The organism is Thalassospiraceae bacterium LMO-SO8, from assembly GCA_031655335.1.
Classification (GTDB): domain Bacteria; phylum Pseudomonadota; class Alphaproteobacteria; order Rhodospirillales; family Casp-alpha2; genus UBA1479.
The window spans coordinates 1,569,392-1,587,945 of the sequence record CP134226.1; the positions used below are offsets into that span (position 1 = coordinate 1,569,392).

Annotated in this window: 15 protein-coding genes and 1 tRNA gene; 9 read left to right on the forward strand and 7 right to left on the reverse strand. The window is 66.9% G+C overall.

Annotation, left to right across the window (positions count from 1 at the left end; genetic code table 11):
* Positions 1-5 precede the first annotated feature (5 nt).
* Entirely contained in the window at positions 6-344 is a 339-nt protein-coding gene (locus tag RJ527_07600) for a P-II family nitrogen regulator (GenBank protein WND77596.1), read from the reverse strand.
* Between the two features lie 348 nt (positions 345-692).
* Between RJ527_07600 and RJ527_07605 the strand changes: the two genes are divergently transcribed.
* The 5 genes from RJ527_07605 to RJ527_07625 all read left to right on the forward strand — a co-directional run bounded on the left by RJ527_07605 (position 693) and on the right by RJ527_07625 (position 6,601).
* A complete protein-coding gene (locus RJ527_07605; GenBank protein ID WND77597.1) occupies positions 693-1,985 on the forward strand; it encodes a UbiH/UbiF/VisC/COQ6 family ubiquinone biosynthesis hydroxylase in 1,293 nt (430 codons plus the stop codon).
* Positions 1,986-2,130: 145 nt separating this feature from the next.
* The gene (locus tag RJ527_07610) at positions 2,131-2,790 is read left to right on the forward strand and encodes a 2OG-Fe(II) oxygenase (GenBank protein ID WND77598.1); all 660 of its coding nucleotides are present in this window, start codon (positions 2,131-2,133) and stop codon (positions 2,788-2,790) included.
* A gap of 103 nt (positions 2,791-2,893) precedes the next feature.
* Entirely contained in the window at positions 2,894-3,766 is an 873-nt protein-coding gene (locus RJ527_07615; GenBank protein ID WND77599.1) for a hypothetical protein, read from the forward strand.
* 123 nt (positions 3,767-3,889) lie between these two features.
* Complete coding sequence (locus tag RJ527_07620; protein WND77600.1) at positions 3,890-5,857, forward strand: FAD-binding protein; 1,968 nt, start codon at positions 3,890-3,892, stop codon at positions 5,855-5,857.
* A gap of 12 nt (positions 5,858-5,869) precedes the next feature.
* Positions 5,870-6,601: a 2Fe-2S iron-sulfur cluster-binding protein gene (locus RJ527_07625; protein ID WND77601.1), complete on the forward strand. Its 732-nt coding sequence runs from the start codon at positions 5,870-5,872 to the stop codon at positions 6,599-6,601.
* 15 nt (positions 6,602-6,616) lie between these two features.
* Here the strand turns inward: RJ527_07625 and RJ527_07630 are convergent, their stop codons facing one another.
* On the reverse strand, positions 6,617-7,564 hold the full coding sequence (locus RJ527_07630) for a homocysteine S-methyltransferase family protein (protein WND77602.1): 948 nt from the start codon (positions 7,562-7,564) through the stop codon (positions 6,617-6,619).
* Positions 7,565-7,797: 233 nt separating this feature from the next.
* Between RJ527_07630 and RJ527_07635 the strand changes: the two genes are divergently transcribed.
* Positions 7,798-8,421, forward strand: a complete 624-nt coding sequence (locus RJ527_07635; protein WND77603.1) for a TetR/AcrR family transcriptional regulator — start codon at positions 7,798-7,800, stop codon at positions 8,419-8,421.
* A 16-nt stretch (positions 8,422-8,437) separates the two neighbouring features.
* Here RJ527_07635 and RJ527_07640 read toward each other — a convergent pair whose 3' ends face one another.
* The 4 genes from RJ527_07640 to trxA are packed head-to-tail and all read right to left on the reverse strand — an operon-like array spanning position 8,438 to position 10,769.
* Positions 8,438-8,845, reverse strand: coding sequence for a DUF971 domain-containing protein (locus RJ527_07640; GenBank protein WND77604.1), 408 nt, complete (start codon positions 8,843-8,845; stop codon positions 8,438-8,440).
* Positions 8,842-9,045 (reverse strand): Trm112 family protein, encoded by a 204-nt coding sequence (locus tag RJ527_07645; GenBank protein WND77605.1) that lies wholly within the window; start codon positions 9,043-9,045, stop codon positions 8,842-8,844. The genes RJ527_07640 and RJ527_07645 overlap by 4 nt, the downstream gene beginning before the upstream one ends.
* Positions 9,046-9,098: 53 nt before the next feature.
* Positions 9,099-9,785, reverse strand: a complete 687-nt coding sequence (locus RJ527_07650; protein ID WND77606.1) for an LON peptidase substrate-binding domain-containing protein — start codon at positions 9,783-9,785, stop codon at positions 9,099-9,101.
* Positions 9,786-9,809: 24 nt separating this feature from the next.
* Complete coding sequence (gene trxA, locus RJ527_07655) at positions 9,810-10,769, reverse strand: thioredoxin (GenBank protein ID WND77607.1); 960 nt, start codon at positions 10,767-10,769, stop codon at positions 9,810-9,812.
* A gap of 250 nt (positions 10,770-11,019) precedes the next feature.
* Here trxA and RJ527_07660 point away from each other — a divergent pair.
* Positions 11,020-11,094 (forward strand) — tRNA-Gly (locus RJ527_07660).
* A 45-nt stretch (positions 11,095-11,139) separates the two neighbouring features.
* On the opposite strand, the gene RJ527_07665 is transcribed toward RJ527_07660, so the two are convergent.
* Entirely contained in the window at positions 11,140-12,615 is a 1,476-nt protein-coding gene (locus tag RJ527_07665; GenBank protein ID WND77608.1) for a hypothetical protein, read from the reverse strand.
* A gap of 257 nt (positions 12,616-12,872) precedes the next feature.
* Here RJ527_07665 and RJ527_07670 point away from each other — a divergent pair, with 257 nt between their 5' ends.
* The gene (locus RJ527_07670; protein WND77609.1) at positions 12,873-17,738 is read left to right on the forward strand and encodes an NAD-glutamate dehydrogenase; all 4,866 of its coding nucleotides are present in this window, start codon (positions 12,873-12,875) and stop codon (positions 17,736-17,738) included.
* A gap of 119 nt (positions 17,739-17,857) precedes the next feature.
* Positions 17,858-18,478, forward strand: coding sequence for an SIS domain-containing protein (locus RJ527_07675; GenBank protein WND77610.1), 621 nt, complete (start codon positions 17,858-17,860; stop codon positions 18,476-18,478).
* Positions 18,479-18,554: the final 76 nt, after the last annotated feature.

The window sequence follows — 18,554 nt, forward strand, 5'->3', positions numbered from 1 at the left end:
ACCTCCTAAAGGGCGTCCGCGCCGGATTCGCCCGTGCGGATGCGCACGGCCTGTTCAAGCGAGTAGACGAAAACCTTGCCGTCGCCGATCTTGCCGGTTTGGGCGGTTTTCTGAATGGTTTCGACGATGGAAGCGACGAGGTCGTCCTTCACGGCGATCTCGAGCTTCACTTTCGGCAGGAAGTTCACCATGTACTCGGCGCCGCGGTAGATTTCCGCCTGCCCCTTCTGGCGTCCGAAGCCCTTGACCTCGCTGACGGTCATACCTTCGACGCCTAAGGGCGTCAGGGCCTCTCGAACCTCCTCCAACTTAAACGGCTTGATAACGGCCATGATCAGCTTCATTTCGGTAATCCTTTCCGCTTTTTGGCCACGTCCCGGACGGGCGACCGAAAACCCCAGCGCCCGTCGATGGTAATGTGCCGGACCCCATGGCCCGATTTCGCAGCGCACAATTTCAAGAACCGTGCCGGAATCCATACAAGTTATTTTTGTGTTTTATATCAGTGACTTAAGGGATCGCGCCCGGCCGGCGGGACAAATTTAGGTGCGCATTTTTTGTTCAAAAAACCTAATTTGCTCATTTATTAAACAATTATGGCGTCTGGACATTCCGCGCCGGCGGAGTGATTCTTGGCCGCAAGGCAGGCGGACGCTTTCCGGCTTTCAGCGGCAGCGGCAAAGGCGCATTTCATGATCCGAAAAGAGCAGGCAACGGGCGGCGGGGCGACGGACGGCGGAACGGCCGACCTGTCGGCCGATGTGGCGGTTGTCGGCGGGGGCCTGGTCGGCGGCACCCTCGCCGTGCTGCTGGCGAACGCCGGGTTTTCCGTCATCCTGGTCGACCGCGCCGATCCGGCGGCCGGACTCGACGCCGGGTTCGACGGCCGCGCCTCGGCCATCGCGCTGGCGACTCACCGGGTGCTGGCGGCGGCGGGTCTGTGGGAGTATCTGGGGCCCCGGTCGTCGCCGATCCGGGACATCCGGGTCGCCGACGCGGGCTCGTTGCTGTTCCTGCATTACGACCACAGCCTGGTCGGCGACGCCCCCTTCGGCCACATGATCGAAAACCGCCATCTGCGCCGCGCGCTGCATGACGCGCAGCGGGCGGCCCGTAACCTGACCGTCCTGGCCCCCGCCGGGATTACCGGCATGGACCTGGATTCCGCCGGCGCCCGGCTGACCCTCGCCGACGGGCGGACCCTGGGGGCCGGCCTGATCGTCGGCGCCGACGGCCGCGCGTCGCGCACCCGCGCCTGGGCCGGCATCCGCGCCACGGGCTGGAATTACGGCCAGACGGGCATCGTCTGCACGGTCGACCACGAACGGCCCCACGGCTTCGTCGCGCATGAGCATTTCCTTGCCGCCGGGCCTTTCGCGATCCTGCCGATCAAGGGGGGGCCGGACCGCGAACAGCACCAGTCGTCCCTGGTGTGGACGGAACGGGACGCCCTGGCCCCGGCCCTCATGGCGCTCGATGACGACGATTTCCTGGCCGAACTGGCGCTGCGTTTCGGCGACTTTCTGGGCTCGCTCGCCCTGGTCGGCCCGCGCTGGAGCTATCCGCTCTCCCTGCTGGTCGCCGAACGGGCGACGGCGCCGCGCTTCGTGCTGGCGGGCGACGCGCTGCACGGCATGCATCCGATTGCCGGCCAGGGCCTGAACATGGGCCTGCGCGACGTCGCGGTCCTGGCCGAGGTCCTGGCCGACGCCAAGGCGCTCGGTCTCGACCTGGGATCGTCCGCCGTGCTCGAAGATTACGAACGCGGCCGCCGCTTCGACAATTCCCTGATGCTGGGCATGACCGACGCCCTCAACCGTCTGTTCTCCAACGCCGTGCCGCCGCTGCGCCTGGCCCGGGACCTGGGCCTGGGCGCGGTCAACGCCCTGCCCGAACTGAAAAAGCTGTTCATGCGTCACGCCATGGGCGAGGTCGGTGAGCTGCCCCGCCTGATGCGCGGCGGAACCCTGTCGCCGCCCTCTTGATCCAGATCACCGCGCCCCGGCGGCGCATGGCCTATGAAGGCTGTGGATTTGGGCCCGGACGCAACGTTTGACGGGCCCCGCGGAAGCATTTAACAGGAGAGCCCGGCCCGACGCGGGACCGGCAACGACGATGATGGACGGCACCATGACCACTCCCTCCGCCAATACGGCGCGGCTTCAGGCCAGCCTGGACAATTGCGAGACGCGGACCACGCCGTTCGCCCATTGGCTGCTCGACGACGTGTTCACGGATGAGGCGGTCGACGCCCTGCGCGCCCTGCCGTTCGACGCGCCCCGGGTCGAGTACACTAAGGGGGCGCGCGCCGCCAACAACGACAGCCGCAGCTATTTCGATCCGGGCCGGCGCGCCGAATTCGCCGTTTGCGAGGACATCGCTCAGGGTTTTCAGGACCCGGCCACGGTCAAGCGCATCGAAAAGATGTGCGGCATCGACCTCGCCGGCAGTTTCCTGCGCCTGGAATACGCCCAGGACCGCGACGGCTTCTGGCTGCATCCGCACAAGGACATCTCGGTCAAGAAGCTGAGCCTCCTGGTCTATCTGTCCCAAGCGCCCGAGGGCGAGGACTGGGGCACCGACATCTTTTCCGGACCCAAGGAAGAGGATTATTTCGGCCCGACCCCGCATCGCCAGAACCGCGCCCTGGTGTTCGTGCCGGGATCGGATACCTGGCACGGTTTCCGCCGCAAGCCGATCACCGGCGTGCGCCAGACCCTGATCGTCAATTTCGTCGGCGACGACTGGAACAACACCCACGAACTGGCCTTTCCGGGCCAGCCGGTCTAGGGACCGGCGGGCGCCCCTCCCCCGATTAAATTCGCCGTCGTCAGGCAGACGTCAGGTTCATTCTCCATAAGACAGGCGAACTCGGATTAAGGGTGTTCGTCTGTTGTCTGCCCGAAAGAATATCATTGTATTTTCACGGACCCGCCGTTGCCGGTGGCGTTCCCGGCTGGCCCCGGCGGGGCTTGGCGCGGCGCTGCTTGCCGCCGCGGCCGGACCGGCCGCCGCGGCCGCGTGCGACCCCTTCCCCAGCGACCCCTACGTCGGCGCCGTCAGCCATGAACGGGTCATCAATTATGTCGACCGGCAATTCGCCGGGGACTGGTCGCTCTACATCCAGTTGCAGGCCGAACGCATCCGCCGGATCGACGCCCTGGCCCAGGCGGGCAAGGCGCTGCCGGTGCGGCACGGTGGCGGCCGGGTCGATCTCACGGGAAGCGATCTGGACCGTTACGTCGCCCTGGCGCGCAAACGCCTGCGGGTGCTGCGTTGTCTCAGCCATCGGTCCGATGCGGTGATCGAAGCCTCGGCGGCGCATCTCAACGACTTCGCGACGGCGGCCGGCGGGACCCAGGTCGCGGTGGTGCCGAAAACCGCGCCCGCCGCCGCGCCCACACCCAAGGCCCCGGAAACACCGCCGGCGCCGCAGCAGGCCCGCCTGCAACTTCGCAGCCTGGTCGCCAATCCGCCGGCGCCGCCGCACGATCTGATCATCACGGCGTCCTGCGACGGGACCGGGGCGCTGATCAAGGTCGCCAACCTGGGCGCGGCGTTCCCGGCGCCCGGGAACATCACCGTGTTTCGCCTGGATGCGGACAATCAGGTCGTGAAGACCCGGCGCGTGCAGCTTAGCGCCAGGCAGGTCTCGTCCTTCAAGGTCAAGGGGCAGCCCGGCGTGACGGAACGCTATGGCGTGTTCGTCGACCCGTCCTGGTATTTCCGCGGCCGAACGGTCGACGCCGCCCTGACCTGCGGCTGAGCATCCAGCCGACGCCCAACGGCCCATTCCCCGCGCCGCGCGCGGGGAATTTCCTTGCCATCACCACCCCCGATCGCGTTGAAATGAATCCGGGGGGCGACGGACGGCTGGGAGGCAAAGCCCGTGACGATCGATGTTGAATGGCGCGACTACGACGTGGTCGTGGTCGGCTCGGGCGGCGCCGGCAGTGCCGCGGCGGACGCGGCGGCGGCCGAGGGTGCCCGTGTGCTGGTCGTGTCCAAGGACCCCATCGCCTGTTCCGACACCAAAATTTCCGAAGGCAACGCGACCGTGCGCGGGTCGGTCAGCGACGCGGATACGGAGCGCGCATTGTCCGACAACCTGCGCGTATCGGGCGCGGACCTGCCGCTGCCGGCCCTGACCGACGCCTATGCCAGGGATAGCCGTCCCGCCTATGACTGGTACCGGACCCACGGCCTGCGGCCCAAGATCAACCCGACGCGCCAGGGTCCCTTTGCCCGGCCCCTGGCCAAGGGCGGGCATACGGTGGCGCGTTCCGTCGGGCATAAGAACGCCGGCGTCGCCTTCAGCCACGCGGCCTGGGACGCGGTGATCGACAGCGCGCGGATCGATTATCTGGAAGACGCCTGGTTCCTCGACCTCGCCGTCGCGGGGGCCGAAGACGGCGCCGCCGGCCGTGTCGTGGGCGGTCTGGTCTATCATGCCGCGGCGGGCACCCTGGTCGCCGTGCGCGCCCCCGCCGTGGTGATGGCGTCCGGCGGGCTCAACACGCTCTATTTTCCCAAGACCGACACCATGCGCGGCAACACGGGCGACGGTTACGCCGCCGCCGCCCGCGCCGGCGCGGATCTGGTCGATATGGAACAAGTGCAGTTCCTGCCGTTCTGCCTGACCGCACCCGCGTCCTACGAAGGATTGCTGGTGGGCGAGCCGTCGACGGCGAGTTTCCTGGGCGTGCTGCGCGACCGCCACGGCACGGTCATCCTGGACGGCGTCTATCTGCGCACCCGCGCGGAATGTTCCGCCGCCATCATGCGCGCCGTCGCCGACGGCCGCGGCACGGACGGCGGCGGGGCTTATCTGGACCTCACGGCGAACGCCCGCCTGCCCCGTTCGGGCAAGGGCTTCATGCGCTATCTGGAAACCTCCATGCCCTCGGCCTACCGCACGGCCCGTCAGGCCCTCAGCAAGCCGGCGGTGCGCTGCGAGGAACCCTGGGAAGTGCGCCCCGCCGCCCATTACACCATGGGCGGCATCCGCGTCGACGCCACGGGGGCGTCCGCCGGCGGCCCCGGCGACGGCACCGCCGCCGCCGGGTTGGCCGGGCTGTTCGCCGCCGGTCAGGCCATGGGCGGCGTGTTCGGCGCCAACCGCCTGGGCTCCACCGCCTTGACGGAAAACGCCGTGTTCGGCCTGCGCGCCGGGCGCGCGGCGGCGGGTCATGCGCGGACTGGCCCCCGCCCCGCCGGCGATGAGGCCTTCCGCCCGTTGATCGCCGCCGCCGTGGCCCGGTTCGGGTACGGCGGCGACCAGGCGCCGGCGCATCTCAAGCTCGAATTGCAGCGCGCGGCCTGGGACTGCATCGGCCCGGCGCGCACGGCCGACAGCCTGGACCGCATGGACGCCGTGATCGACGACCTGGCCGCCCGCGCCGGGCGCGCGGCGATCCCTGATTACGGCCTGTGGAACCAGGCCTTCATCGAATGGGCGGAATTGCGCAACCTGCTCGACGTCGCCCGCGCGGTGACGGCGGCCGCCCGCGAACGGGACGCCAGCGTCGGCGGCCACGTGCGCCTGGACCGGCCCCAGGTGTCGATCCTGGCCCAGCCCTATTCGACCGTGGTGCGGGGCCGGGCCGGGAACGGCGGCGTGTTGCGCTTTCATGCGGTCCGCGCCCACCGGCCGCGCACGCCGGCGGGGCGTCTTCTCGTCATGCGGCTGAAGGATGCCTGGCGCAAGGCCCAGGCCAAGGCGCTCTGCCTGCTGCCGCCGGGCCTGCTCGACCCCATTCTCGACCGCCGCTATCGGGCCATCCTGGGCCCGGCGGACGCCGCACCCGCTGTCTCACCCGGCGGACCCCGCGCCGCCGTCGCCGACGCCGCCGACTAGAAAGCCCAGCCCATGAAGATTGATATCGTCACCACCCGCAACGGCGTCCGTAAGGTCGTCGCCTATGACTACCGCCCGCGCCAGGAAGGCGAGCGGCCGATGATCCTGGATGTTTTGCTACAGGCCCAGGCGACGGTAATGCCGGATCTCGCCTTCCGCTACGGCTGCCGGGCACGCAATTGCGGGGTCTGCACGGTCGACGTCAACGGCCGCCCGCGCATCGCCTGCCGTGCGCGCGTGCGCGACGGCGACCGCATCGAGCCCATGGCGACCCTGCCCGTGCTGGCCGACCTGGTGGTGCGCCGCGACGGCATCGCCCGCCAGTTGCAGGGCCGCGCGGCGGCGGATCACCGCGACCCGGATATCAACGCCGAGGCGCCCGAGGCCTACCATGACCTGACCGCCTGCATCGAATGCTATGCCTGCCTGGACGGCTGTCCCATGCATGCCCGCAATTTCGCGGACGGCGCCGACGATGCGGCCGCGCCCGACCCGGCGGCGGGATACCGTTGGGGCAATCCCTTTTCCCTGCTGAAGCTGCAACGCCTGCGCCTTGACCCCTGCGTGACCGAGGACGGCCGCCGGGCGGCGCTGGATGCGGCGATCGATCTGGGCCTCGACGCCTGCGTCGGCTGCAAGGGCTGCAAATGCGGCGTCGGCATCGACCTCAAGGGCGGGGTCGTCGGCGAACTGCTGGCCGCCGCCGGCGACCGGCTGCCGGCCCAGACGGCCCCCGCCGACTGATTGTCCCCCGCTCGCTCAGGCGGCGTCGCGGCAGGCGTGACCGATGCAGGCGACGTGGCGATGGTCCGTGCCGCAGCAGCCGCCCAGCACCGTGAAATGCGGAAACGCGGCCCGCAGGGCGCGGTATTGGCCGCCCAGTTCCTGGGGGTTGCCTTCGTCCAGGTCCACCGCGTTGTCAAGCTCCGCATGGCTTTTGGTCGAGGCGTTGGCGCGCAGGCCCCTGATCCGCCGGGCCCAGTCCGCGCCCGCGTCCAGGGCGTCCTCGAAATGGGTCGGATGGGCGCAGTTGATCATGTAATAGGCGACGGCGCCGCCGGTCGCGTCATCGACGGCCGCGATGGCGTCGGCCAGGGGCCGCCCCTCGGGCAGGCGGCCGTCGGTTTCCGTGGTGAAGGCAATGACCACGGGCATGGCGGCCTTCGCGGCGGCGCGGGCGATGCCGACGGCCTCGCCCACATGGGTGATGGTCATGGCCGTCACCAGGTCGGCATCGGTTTCGGCAAAGACCGCGACCTGCGCCATGTGATAGGCCTCGGCCGCATCGGGGGTCAGCAGGTCCGCCGGGTTGTAGCCGTCGCCGCGCGGGCCGATGTTGCCGCTGATGACCATGGGGTTTTGCGGGGTTTCATGACGCGTGCGGATGTCGGCCATCAGGGCCACGGCCTCGACGTTGATGCGCGCCAGGTCGGCGGGGCCGTAGCCCAGTTTGGCGCCCCAGTCCGCATTGGCCCGCCAGGTCGGGGTCTCCAGGACGAAGCCCGCCCCCTGGGCCAGCGCGGCCAGGATGTAGGGCGTCATATAGGCCGTGATCTCGGCCCGACCCGTGGCGTCGTCGAGCAAGGGGAACGATGCGAATTCCGGCAGGCCGATGCCCCGCTGAAAACAGAGATAGGTCTCCATTCCGCCGTCGGTGAGAAAAAGTCCGCCGTCCAGTTGCGGCAGTCGGGTGCGGTATGTCGCCATGGTTTGTCTCCTTTTCAATGATGGGCGGTCGGATTAAAGAAGGGCGGCATGGATAGCGGCTGGACCCGGCCCGCGACAGGCGACCCGTGGTCCTGCCGGGGCATTTTCTTTTTTGATTTAATATCAATCGGTTGAGAGAGGCTTTCGAGGGGCCGCGAGAAGGCCTTGGCAATCCTCGCGAAAAAACTGTACCTACGGTGCAGCTTCGGAGGGCACGGCGGATGGTTTCAGGCATGAACGCGCCCGCATCACGCAAAGGCGCCGCGACCCGGAATCAGATTCTCGACGCCGCGGAAACGGCGGTTCTGGCGAAGGGCTTCGCCGGCACGTCGATCGACGAGCTGATCGCCGCCGTCGGCATCACCAAAAGCGGCTTCTTCTATCATTTCAAGGACAAGGGGGCCTTGGCCAAGGCGTTGCTTGAACGCTACATCGCGCGGGAGGACGCCCTGTTCGATGACCTGTTCCGCCGCGCGGACGAGTTGAACGAGGACCCTCTTCACGGCTTCCTGGTCGGCCTCAAGATGCTGTCGGAACTGTTGGCGGACCTGCCCGGCGGGCACCCCGGCTGCCTGATCGCGGCCTATTGCTATCAGGACCGCCTGTTCGACCGCGAGGTCCGTGACCTCAACACCCGGGCGATCCTCGGCTGGCGCAAGCGGTTCCGCGCCCGGCTCGACCGGATCGCCGCGCGTTATCCGCCCCGCGCCGACGTTAACCTGGACGACGTGGCCGACATGCTGTCGGTGGTCGCCGACGGCGGCATCATCCTGTCGAAGGCGGTCGGCGACACATCGGTCCTGGCCCGTCAGATCCTGTTGTACCGGGATTATCTGCGCCACTTGTTCCAGGCGTGACCCGCCCGGCGGCGGCTCAGGGGTCGCGCTTCAGGCCCTTGGCCTCGAGGGCCTCGAGATAGCGGGCCCACAGTTCATCCTGCCGCATGCCCATGTCGTAGAGGAACTCCCACGAAAAGATGCCGGTGTCGTGCAGGTCGTCGAATTTCAGGCGCACGGCGTAATTGCCCACGGGCTCGACGCCGATGATGTTCACATGGCGGCGGCCGGCGATCACGGTCTTCTGCCCGGGGCCGTGGCCCTGGACCTCGGCCGAGGGGCTTTCCACGCGCAGCAGTTCCGCCGGGATTCGGAAACTCGTTCCGTTATCGAAATCGACCTCCAGGACCTTGTCGTCCTTCTTGACGCGCAGTTCGACGGGCGTGTGGCGGCTGCCGTGGTTGCCGGTCGCGGTCTGCGATTGAAACGTCTTTCCGGTCGTCATGGTTGGGCGCTCCCGCCGTCGGCTTTGATCTGACGCGCCTCGTCCGGCAGCATGATGGGGATGCCGTCGCGGATGGGATAGGCCAGGCCCGCCTGGCGGCTGATCAATTCGCCCTTGGCCGGGTCGTAATCCAGCGGCCCCTTGGTCACGGGACAGACCAGAATCTCCAGCAGTTTCGGATCCACTTGGGCGTTGTTCATCAATGCCGTCTCCTTGGGTTGTCCCGGTGCTTTCCCCCCGGGCGGGCGTTCCGTCAGTGGGACGCGGCGCCCGGGTCGGGCGTCATGCCCCGGGCCGACATCTCAAGCAAATCGATCAACAGCGCCGCCCGCGCCGTCAGGCCGTCACATTCCAAAAGCGCCTGTTTTTCGCGCAGGTCGAACGGACAGACCATGGCCAGCGACGTCACCAGCAGGGTGTCGGGCGCGTCCTCGATGGACGACCAGTCGGCATCGAGCCCGCGGGCGTCGAAAAACCCGGCCGCCGCCGTGATCAGGCGGTCCCGGTCATAGGCGATGGCGGCGTCCGCGTCCAGATCGCCCGTGAAGTCGCCGAAGTCCGGGCGCACCCGGCGGTAGCCGTTGCGGGGCGTCAGTTCCTCGGCCACGCGGAATCGGGTTTGGCCCAACAGGGTGATCCGAAACCGCCCGTCGCCGGTTTCGGAAAAGCTGACGATGCGCCCCAGGCAGCCGACGGGATAGATCGCGGCGTCATCGCGCAGGTCCGGGTCGCGGGGGGCTTCGCCCTGAACCGGGATCGGCTGGATCATGCCGATCACGCGGCCGGCCGCCATGGCGTCCAGGATCATGTTCAGATAACGCGGCTCGAAAATGTTCAACGGCAACTGCCCGCCCGGCAGCAACAGGGCCCCCGGCAGCGGGAAGATGGGCAGCACGTCCGGCAGTTTGTCCGTGTCCGGATAATGCGCGCCGTAGGCCATGACGATTCCCGATCTCCGGGGTTGTTAGGAAAACAGAACCGACGACAGGCGCCGGCGGCCTGAAACCGTCAGTTCATGGGCCCCGCCCAGGGTGTCGAAGATCTTCACCAGCTGCTTGCGCGCGGCCTCGTCGTTCCACGCCCGGTCGCGGCGCACCAGTTCCAGCAATTCGTCGATGGCGCCTTCGGCGTCGTTGCGCGCGAACAGCGCCAGCGCCAGGTCGAAGCGCGCCTGATGGTCCTTCGGATTGGCGTCAAGGCGGGCGCGCAGCTCCGCCGGGTCGCCGGTCTGGCCGATCTCCTTGGCCAGTTCCAGGGCCGAGGCGGCGGCCTCGATATCGGCCTTCACGCGCAGATTGGCGGGCAGGGAGGTCAGGATTTCCTCGGCCTCGGTCAGCATGCCGAGGGCGACCTGGGCGCGCAGAATGCCGGACAGGGCGGCCTCGTTGGCCGGATCCTGGGCCTGAATTTCCTTGAAGATCTCAAGCGCCAGGTCGTTTTCGCCGGCGGCCAGCGCCGCCTGGCCCTGTTCCAGCGCCAGATCGAGCGGCGCCTTGGCGCCGTCCGTCAGCTTTTCGATGAAGGCCTTGACCTGGCTTTCCGGCAGCGCCCCCATGAAGGCGTCGACGGGCTGGCCGCCCTTGAAGGCATAGACCGTGGGCAGGGACTGCACGCGCAGTTGCTGGCACAGGTCCTGGTTTTCGTCGGCGTTGACCTTGACCAGCTTGACCAGGCCGCCGGCTTGCAGGACCAGTTTCTCCAGCACGGGGGTCAATTGCTTGCAGGGTCCGCACCAGGAGGCCCAGAAATCGACCAGGACGGGGACGTCTTTGGAGGCTTCGATCACATCCTGCATGAAGGTGCGGATGTCCGAATCCTTGATCAGGGCGCCGTCGGCGCCCGCGGGCGGCGTGGCGCCGCCGTCGGGGGCCTGGCCGTCGGGTTTCGGGGTGGTCGTGCCGTCGGGATTGAGAATGAAAGCCATGCCAGTGTTCCGTCGTGTTTCCGTTAAAGGTGCCCGCCCGCCTGCCGGGGCCGCGATCTGCCCCAAAGATGGCTGTTTGTCCCGCCCGCTGCAAGGCTTGCGGGTGGATTAGGCGGCCGGATGCGGTTTCCCGCGCCGGGCCGCCGCCGCCGGGGGGTGCCGAGGGGCGGCCCGAATGGACATTAGTTTATTTTAGGGCCTTGCATTCGCCCCGCCTTCCCGTATATATCCCTCCCTCGCTTACAGCGACGCGGGCGTAGCTCAGGGGTAGAGCGCAACCTTGCCAAGGTTGAAGTCGTGAGTTCGAATCTCATCGCCCGCTCCAATTTCTCTCCCCATTCCTCCATGTTGATCGGCCCCTCCGGGGCTTTCACTCCGCACGCGCGGCAATACGTGTGCGCAGCCATGTTGCGGCGCGCTCGACCCAGGGCGTGATAAGGGCCAGACCGATCACCGTGACGAAGGGCGTCGCCGTGGCGAGATAGCGATCTTCGAGATAGACCAGGGCATAGACCGCGGGCCAGGCCAGCGCGAACAGCCAGAGGGCGCCGAGCGCCAGCGGGCGTGCGTCCAGGGCCGACGGCCGCCAGGCGCCGCGGGCAAGGGAGCGGATCACCACGACCGGCACGCCGATCAGGAAGGCCGCCGTCAACACGGTGGAAATCAGGCGCGCCAGGGTTCTGGTGGCAAGCAGCAAGGCCTGATCGATGCGACCGTGCTCAAGCAGGTTACGCCGGATTTCACCCGGCCCGGGAAAGGGGGTGGTCCCGCCTGCCCATAGGCTGAGCCGCTCCGGGCCGCTCAGCGGCATGAACGCGAGATAGGCGTAACGGGGATCCATGCGTCCCAGGTAGATGGAAGCGCGGTCCAGGGGGTGGCGCCGCCAATGGTCGTAGAACAAGGTTTCGGCATGGCGGGCGACGGCCAGGGCGCTCATGCCGTGCGCCGCCTTCAGGTGCCGGTTGATCGCCGTGAAGGTAACCCCGGGGATCGGGTGGAGCGGCAACAGGCCATGGGCATCGGCCAGCAAGGGGTCTTCGGCGAACACCGGCAGGCCGCGCCGGGCCAGGTCGAGTGCCGGATGGTACATGGCCGTCTGGGCGACCGTGGTGATGAATCGCTCCCCACTGCGCATCTGGTTCCATGACTTGTAGGCCTGGATGCCGAGTGCTAGCGGCAACAGGAAAACGACGAGCACGATGCCCGCGCGGCGCAGGCCGCTACCCGTCTTCAGGCACCAGGCCAGGATCAGCGGCCAAAGCGCCAGATGCATGACCGCCCCCGCCTCACGCAGCAGGAAGGCGGCAAGCAGAATCAGACCGAGGCCCAAGGCCTCAACCATACCTGGCGCCCGCTTGTCGAGCAGGCCGAGCGCCATATGCGCCGCCAGCAGGGTCAGCAGGGCGGCGTGCAGGCTGTCGGTGAGAACGCATTGGTCGAGCACGAAGGCGAGGCCCAGGCCCTGGGCCGCCGCCGCCACGGCGGCGGGCCATATTCGCCCCGTCAGGCGCAGTGTCAGGCGCCAGATCATGGCCGTCGCGCCGAGCGACAGGACCATCTGCAGGGCGATCAGCAGCCAATCCCAGGCGCCGCCGAACAGCACCTTGAACAGGGCGATCAAGGCCGGATAACCGATGACCCGAAATGCCGTCAGGGGAAACAGCTCGGCATGCAGGTCAAGCGACCGGGTCCAGCCGCCCCCGTCCAGGATGGCGTTGGCGAACAACACGTAGTCGCCGCTGTCGGGCAGGAAGACCGGGCCCAGGACGGCGAGGAGGCCCGCCTTTACGGCGGCCAGCACGGCAAGCGTCGCCCATAGGGCCCTGGTTTGCGTTGCGGCGATCATTGGCCCCCCTCTCGGTCCGTCGGCCTTGGCGATCTTATGGGCGATTTTCGCCCACCCGAAAAGGCCAAGCGACGGCGGGTGTCCGCTAAACCGGCCATCAAACTTTAGCTTTTCATAACAAGCCTTTGTTTATAGGCTGTTATCCGTTGACCCGACGGGCCCGGCGGAATTGTGGCCGCGGGCGGGTCGGCCACCACGGCGGGTCGCCGCGCCGCCCCTGATAAAAACCGAGGGGCCGTGCTTTCTGGGAGGGGTCTATGCCAGTCAAACGGGATTTGAAGACCGACGCGTTGCTGAAGCAGGTGTCGAAGCTGATGCGGGCGGGCGCCAAGGGCGCCAAGGCGACGGCCCTGGTCCATTACGCCGACCAGTATTTCGCGCATATGCCGCCCATGGATATTCACGCCCGCGACGCGGCGACCCTGGCCGGCATCGCCAAAAGCCATTGGAAGACCGCCGCCCTGCACAAGCCGGGCAAGCCTTCGGTGCGCGCCTATAAGCCCGACGCCAAGAAGGACGGCTGGACCGCCAACCGCACCGTCGTTGAGATCGTCACCGAGGACATGCCCTTCCTGGTCGATTCCGTGTCGTCGGAAATGAACCGGCGGGGTCTGACCGTGCATCTGGTGGTGCACCCGATCCTCAAGATCAAGCGCGACACCCAGGGCCGCCTGCAACGCGTGCTCGATCCCGGCGAGCCCGAGGACGGCGCGCGCCTGGAATCCTGGATGCATATCGAGGTCGACGAGGAAACGCCCGACGGCCAGCGTGAGATCGAAAAGGGTGTGCTCAAGGTTCTCGAGGACGTGCGCCTGGCGGTTCAGGACTGGCGGCCCATGCGCGAACGCATGGCGCGGATCATCGACGACTTCCGCCATACCTCGGGCCCGGCGCCGCAGGAGGAAGCCAACGAGGTGCGCGAGTTCCTGCGCTGGATCCACGACAACAACTTCACCTTCCTGGGTTCCCGCGACTACAAGATTTCCGGCTCTGGCCCCAAGACCTCGGTCACCATCGACAAGAAATCGGCGCTCGGCATCCTGCGCGACTTCGACATGTCGGTGCTGACCTATGCGGCGGACATGTCCAAAATTCCGCCCGAAGTGCGCGCCTTCATCTCCGACCCCGGGTTGATCGTGGTCACCAAGTCGAACCAGCGCTCCACCGTGCACCGGCCCGTGCACATGGACGCCATCGGCATCAAAAGCTTCGACAAGACGGGCAAGGTCACGGGGCTGCGCATCTTCGTCGGCCTGTTCACCTCCGCCGCCTACAACCGCAGCCCGCGTGATATCCCGCTGCTGCGCCGCCGCCTGCAACAGGTGCTCGACCGCGCCGGCCTGCAGCCCGGCAGCCACGACGGCAAGGCGATGACCAACATCCTGGAAACCTATCCGCGCGACGAGCTGTTCCAGATTTCCGAGGAACAATTGCTGGACACCGCCATGGGCATCCTGCACTTGCAGGACCGCCAGCGCGTCGCCCTGTTCATGCGCCAGGACAATTTCGGGCGCTTCGTGTCCTGCATGATCTACGTGCCGCGCGACCGCTACACCATGAACATGCGCGAACGCATGCAGGACATCCTGTGCGAGGCGCTCAATGGCCGGGTCTCCAACTTCTCGACCGCCCTGGGCGACGCGCCCTTGGCGCGGGTCTATCTGATCATCGCGACGGAGCCGGGCAAGCTTCCGGCCTATTACGCCAAGGGTCTGGAAAGCAAGCTGACCCGCGCCGCCCGGACCTGGGCCGACGATCTCGCCGAGGCATTGGCCAAGGCCTATGGGGAGAAGGAAGGCCTGCGCCTGACCCGCCGCTTCCAGAACGCCTTCGGCCCCGGCTACACCGCCCAGTACTCGGCCGAGGACGCGGTCAACGACATCGAGGTGATCGAGGAATCCCTGACCGCCGACCGTATCGGCCTGCACCTCTATCGGCCCGAAGGGGCGCCCGGCAACCAGGTGCGCTTCAAGGTCTATCATCCCGATTCCGCCGTGCCCCTGTCGGACGCCCTGCCCGTGTTCGAACACATGGGCTTCCGGGTGATCGACGAGAACCCCCACGACGTGTCCTGCGACGATGGCAACGGCGGCGGCGTCAAGATGCTGATGATCCACGACTTCGGTCTGGAAACCCGCGACGGCGGCGACGTCGACATCCCCGCCATCAAGGAAAAGTTCGAAGACGCCTTTGGCCGGGTGTGGCGCGGCGAGATCGAAAGCGACGGCTTCAACGCCCTGGTTGCGCGCGGCGGCCTGGGCTGGCGCGAGGTTCTGATCCTGCGCGCCTACTGCCGCTGCCTGCGCCAGATGGGCATCCCCTATTCCCAGGCCTACATGGAACAGACGATGGCCAAGCACCTGGGCCTGGCCAACATGATCGTGCAGCTGTTCATGGTCCGCATGGCGATATCGAAACAGACGGCGGCGGAACGGGACAAGAAGGCCGCGGCCCTGCACGCCAAGATGCGCGACGCGCTCGAGGCCGTGACAAGCGCCGACGAGGACCGCATCCTGACCCGCTTCATCAATCTGGTCGACGCGACGCTGCGCACCAATTTCTTCCAGCCCGCCGCCGACGGCGGCCACAAGGCTTATGTCTCGTTCAAGTTCAATTCGCGGCTGATCGACGACCTGCCCAAGCCCCGGCCGCTGCGCGAAATTTTCGTCTACAGCCCGCGCGTCGAGGGCGTGCACCTGCGGTTCGGCTTCGTCGCCCGGGGTGGGCTGCGCTGGTCCGACCGGCCCGAGGACTTCCGCACGGAAATCCTGGGATTGGTCAAGGCGCAGCAGGTCAAGAACGCGGTCATCGTGCCGGTCGGCTCCAAGGGCGGCTTCGTGGTCAAGCGCCCGCCCACCGAAGGGGGGCGCGACGCCTTCATGGCCGAAGGCATCGAATGCTACAAGACGCTGATCCGGGGGCTGTTGGACATTACCGACAACCTGAAGGGCCCCCGCGTGGTGCCGCCGAAAAGCGTGTTCCGTTGGGACGACGACGACCCCTACCTGGTGGTCGCGGCGGACAAGGGCACGGCGACGTTTTCCGACATCGCCAACGGCGTGTCGATGGATTACGGCCATTGGCTGGGCGACGCCTTCGCCTCCGGCGGTTCGGTCGGCTACGACCACAAGGGCATGGGCATCACCGCCAAGGGGGCCTGGGAATCGGTCAAGCGTCATTTCCGCGAAATGGGCACGGACATCCAGAACGAGGACTTCACCGTGGTCGGCGTCGGCGACATGTCGGGCGACGTGTTCGGCAACGGCATGATGCTGTCCAAGCACATCAAATTGCAGGGTGCGTTCAACCACATGCACATCTTCGTCGACCCCAACCCGGACCCGGCCAAGAGCTTCGCCGAGCGCGTGCGCCTGTTCAACCTGGGGCGCTCGAGCTGGTCCGACTACGACGTCAAGACGATCTCCAAGGGCGGCGGCATTTACGAGCGCAGCGCCAAGGCCATCAAACTCTCGCCGGAGGCGCGCGCCTGTTTCGGCCTGACCAAGGACGCGGTGTCGCCCAACGAACTGATCCAGGCGATGTTGCGGGCCCCCGTCGATCTGCTGTGGTTCGGCGGCATCGGCACCTACATCAAGGCGCAGACGGAATCCAGCGCCGACGTGGGCGACCGCGCCAACGACGCCATCCGCATCAACGGCCAGGAGATTCAGGCCAAGGTCGTCGGCGAGGGCGCCAACCTGGGGGCGACGCAAAAGGGCCGCATCGAATACGCCATGAAGGGGGGGCGGCTGAACACGGATTCCATCGATAACTCGGCCGGCGTCGACTGTTCGGACCACGAGGTCAACATCAAGATCCTCTTGGGCGCCGTGATGGCCAAGGGTGGGCTGACCGAGCCCCAGCGCAACAAGCTGCTGGCCAAGATGACCGACGAGGTCGGAAGCCTGGTCCTGCGGCACAACTACAACCAGACCCAGGCGATCTCCTCGATCCAGGCCAAGGGGGCGCATACCCTGGACAACCAGATCCGCCTCATGCGCCTGTTGGAAAAGCGCGGGCTGTTGGAGCGCGCCGTCGAATTCCTGCCTGACGACGAACAGTTGTCTGAGCGCGCGGCCCAGCACAAGGGCCTGTTCCGCCCCGAACTCTCGGTGCTGATCGCCTATGCCAAGAACTGGCTCTATGACGAGCTGTTGAAAAGCGACCTGCCGGACGACCCCTTCCTGCTCGACGAGATCGTGCAGTATTTCCCCTCGGACCTGCGCCAGAAATACCTGCCGGAAATGAAGACCCACCGCCTGAAGCGCGAAATCATCGCCACCCGGGTCACCAACTCCATGGTCAACCGGGTCGGCGATACCTTCGTCACCGAGTTCATGGAAAAGACCGGCCGCCAGCCGGCGGAAATCGCCCGCGCCTATACCATCGCCCGCGAGGTTCTGCGCGCGCGCCTGATCTGGGCCGAGATCGAGGCCCTCGACAACAAGGTGCCGACCCGCGCCCAGACCTCCATGCTGGCCGATCTCAACCGGCTTCTGGAATGGGTGACCCTGTGGTTCCTCAGAAACGGCAAGAAGGGGCTCGACATCGGCGCCCATGCCGGCGAATTCGCCGCCGGCATGGCGGACCTGGCCGACCATATCTCGGCCGTGGTGCCCAAGCATTACATCGAGGACATGAAAAACCGCGCCAAGCCCTATCTGGACGATGGCGTGCCGCCGGCACTGGCGCACAAGGTCGCGCATCTGGTGAACCTGTATTCGGCGCCGGACATCGTCGGCCTCGCCAACCGGCGCAAGATGGACGTGCGCGAGGTCGCCAAGGTCTATTTCGCGCTGGGCACCCGGTTCCGCCTGGGCCGTCTGCGCGCCGCCGCCTCCAACCTGGAATCGGAGGACCACTGGCAGCAATTGGCCGTCGCCGCCCTGGTCGAGGAGGTCTACTCCCACCAACTGGCGCTGGCGTCCAACGCCCTCGACCATCTCGGCAAGGTCGGCAAGGACACGGACAAGGCGATCGCCGCCTGGGTCGTGCGCAATCAGGCCGCCGTCGACCAGACCGAGGTGCTGTTGAACGAGCTGTGGACGACCGAGGTCAACGACCTGTCCATGGTCGCCGTCGCCTCGCGGCAACTGCGCGCCCTGGCGGACGCCCAGGCGTAGAAGAAACGCCCGGGATTTAAGGGATAATCAGATCAAGACGTGTTTCTTGATCTTATATCCCTGGCGCGTCGTGGCATTTTCGCCGTTGAAATTCCGCCCTTATTAGGGGACAGTCCCGCATGACTTTCCCCGACGAAAAATTCACCGACATGGGCGCCTTCGCCGAGGCCTATTTCCAGGCCTCCCAGGTTGCCCAGGCCTCCGTCGATCGCGTGGCGCTGGCCAAGGCCGGGGCCCTGCTGGCCGGCGCCTATGCGGCGCGCAAGACCATCTATGTCTGCGGCAACGGCGGCTCGGCGGCGATCTCCAACCATCTGGTCTGCGACCATCTGAAATGCATCCAGACGGACACCGACCTGCGCCCCCGGGTTGTGTCCCTGGCGGCGACCATTGAGACCATCACCGCCATCGCCAACGACATTTCCTATGACGAAGTCTTCGTCTATCAGCTGCGCACCCTGGCCGATCCGGGCGACGTGCTGATCTCGGTCTCGTCGTCGGGCGATTCGGAAAACGTGGTGCGGGCCTGCGCATGGGCCAAGGACAACGACCTCGCGGTGATCGCCATGACCGGCTTCGCGGGCGGGCGCACACAAGGGCTGGCGGACGTCAACTTGCATGTGACGGGCGACAACTACGGCGTCGTCGAGGACACCCATCAGGCGCTCATGCATATCCTGGCCCAGTTCATCCGCCAGGACCACATGACAGCCGACCTCATCAAAGACCGCAAGTTCTGACCCCAAGCCCTTGGGGCAAAAGAAAAGGGCCGCTTTCGCGGCCCTAATTGTTTTGCGCAAAACAACTTTCGCGGAC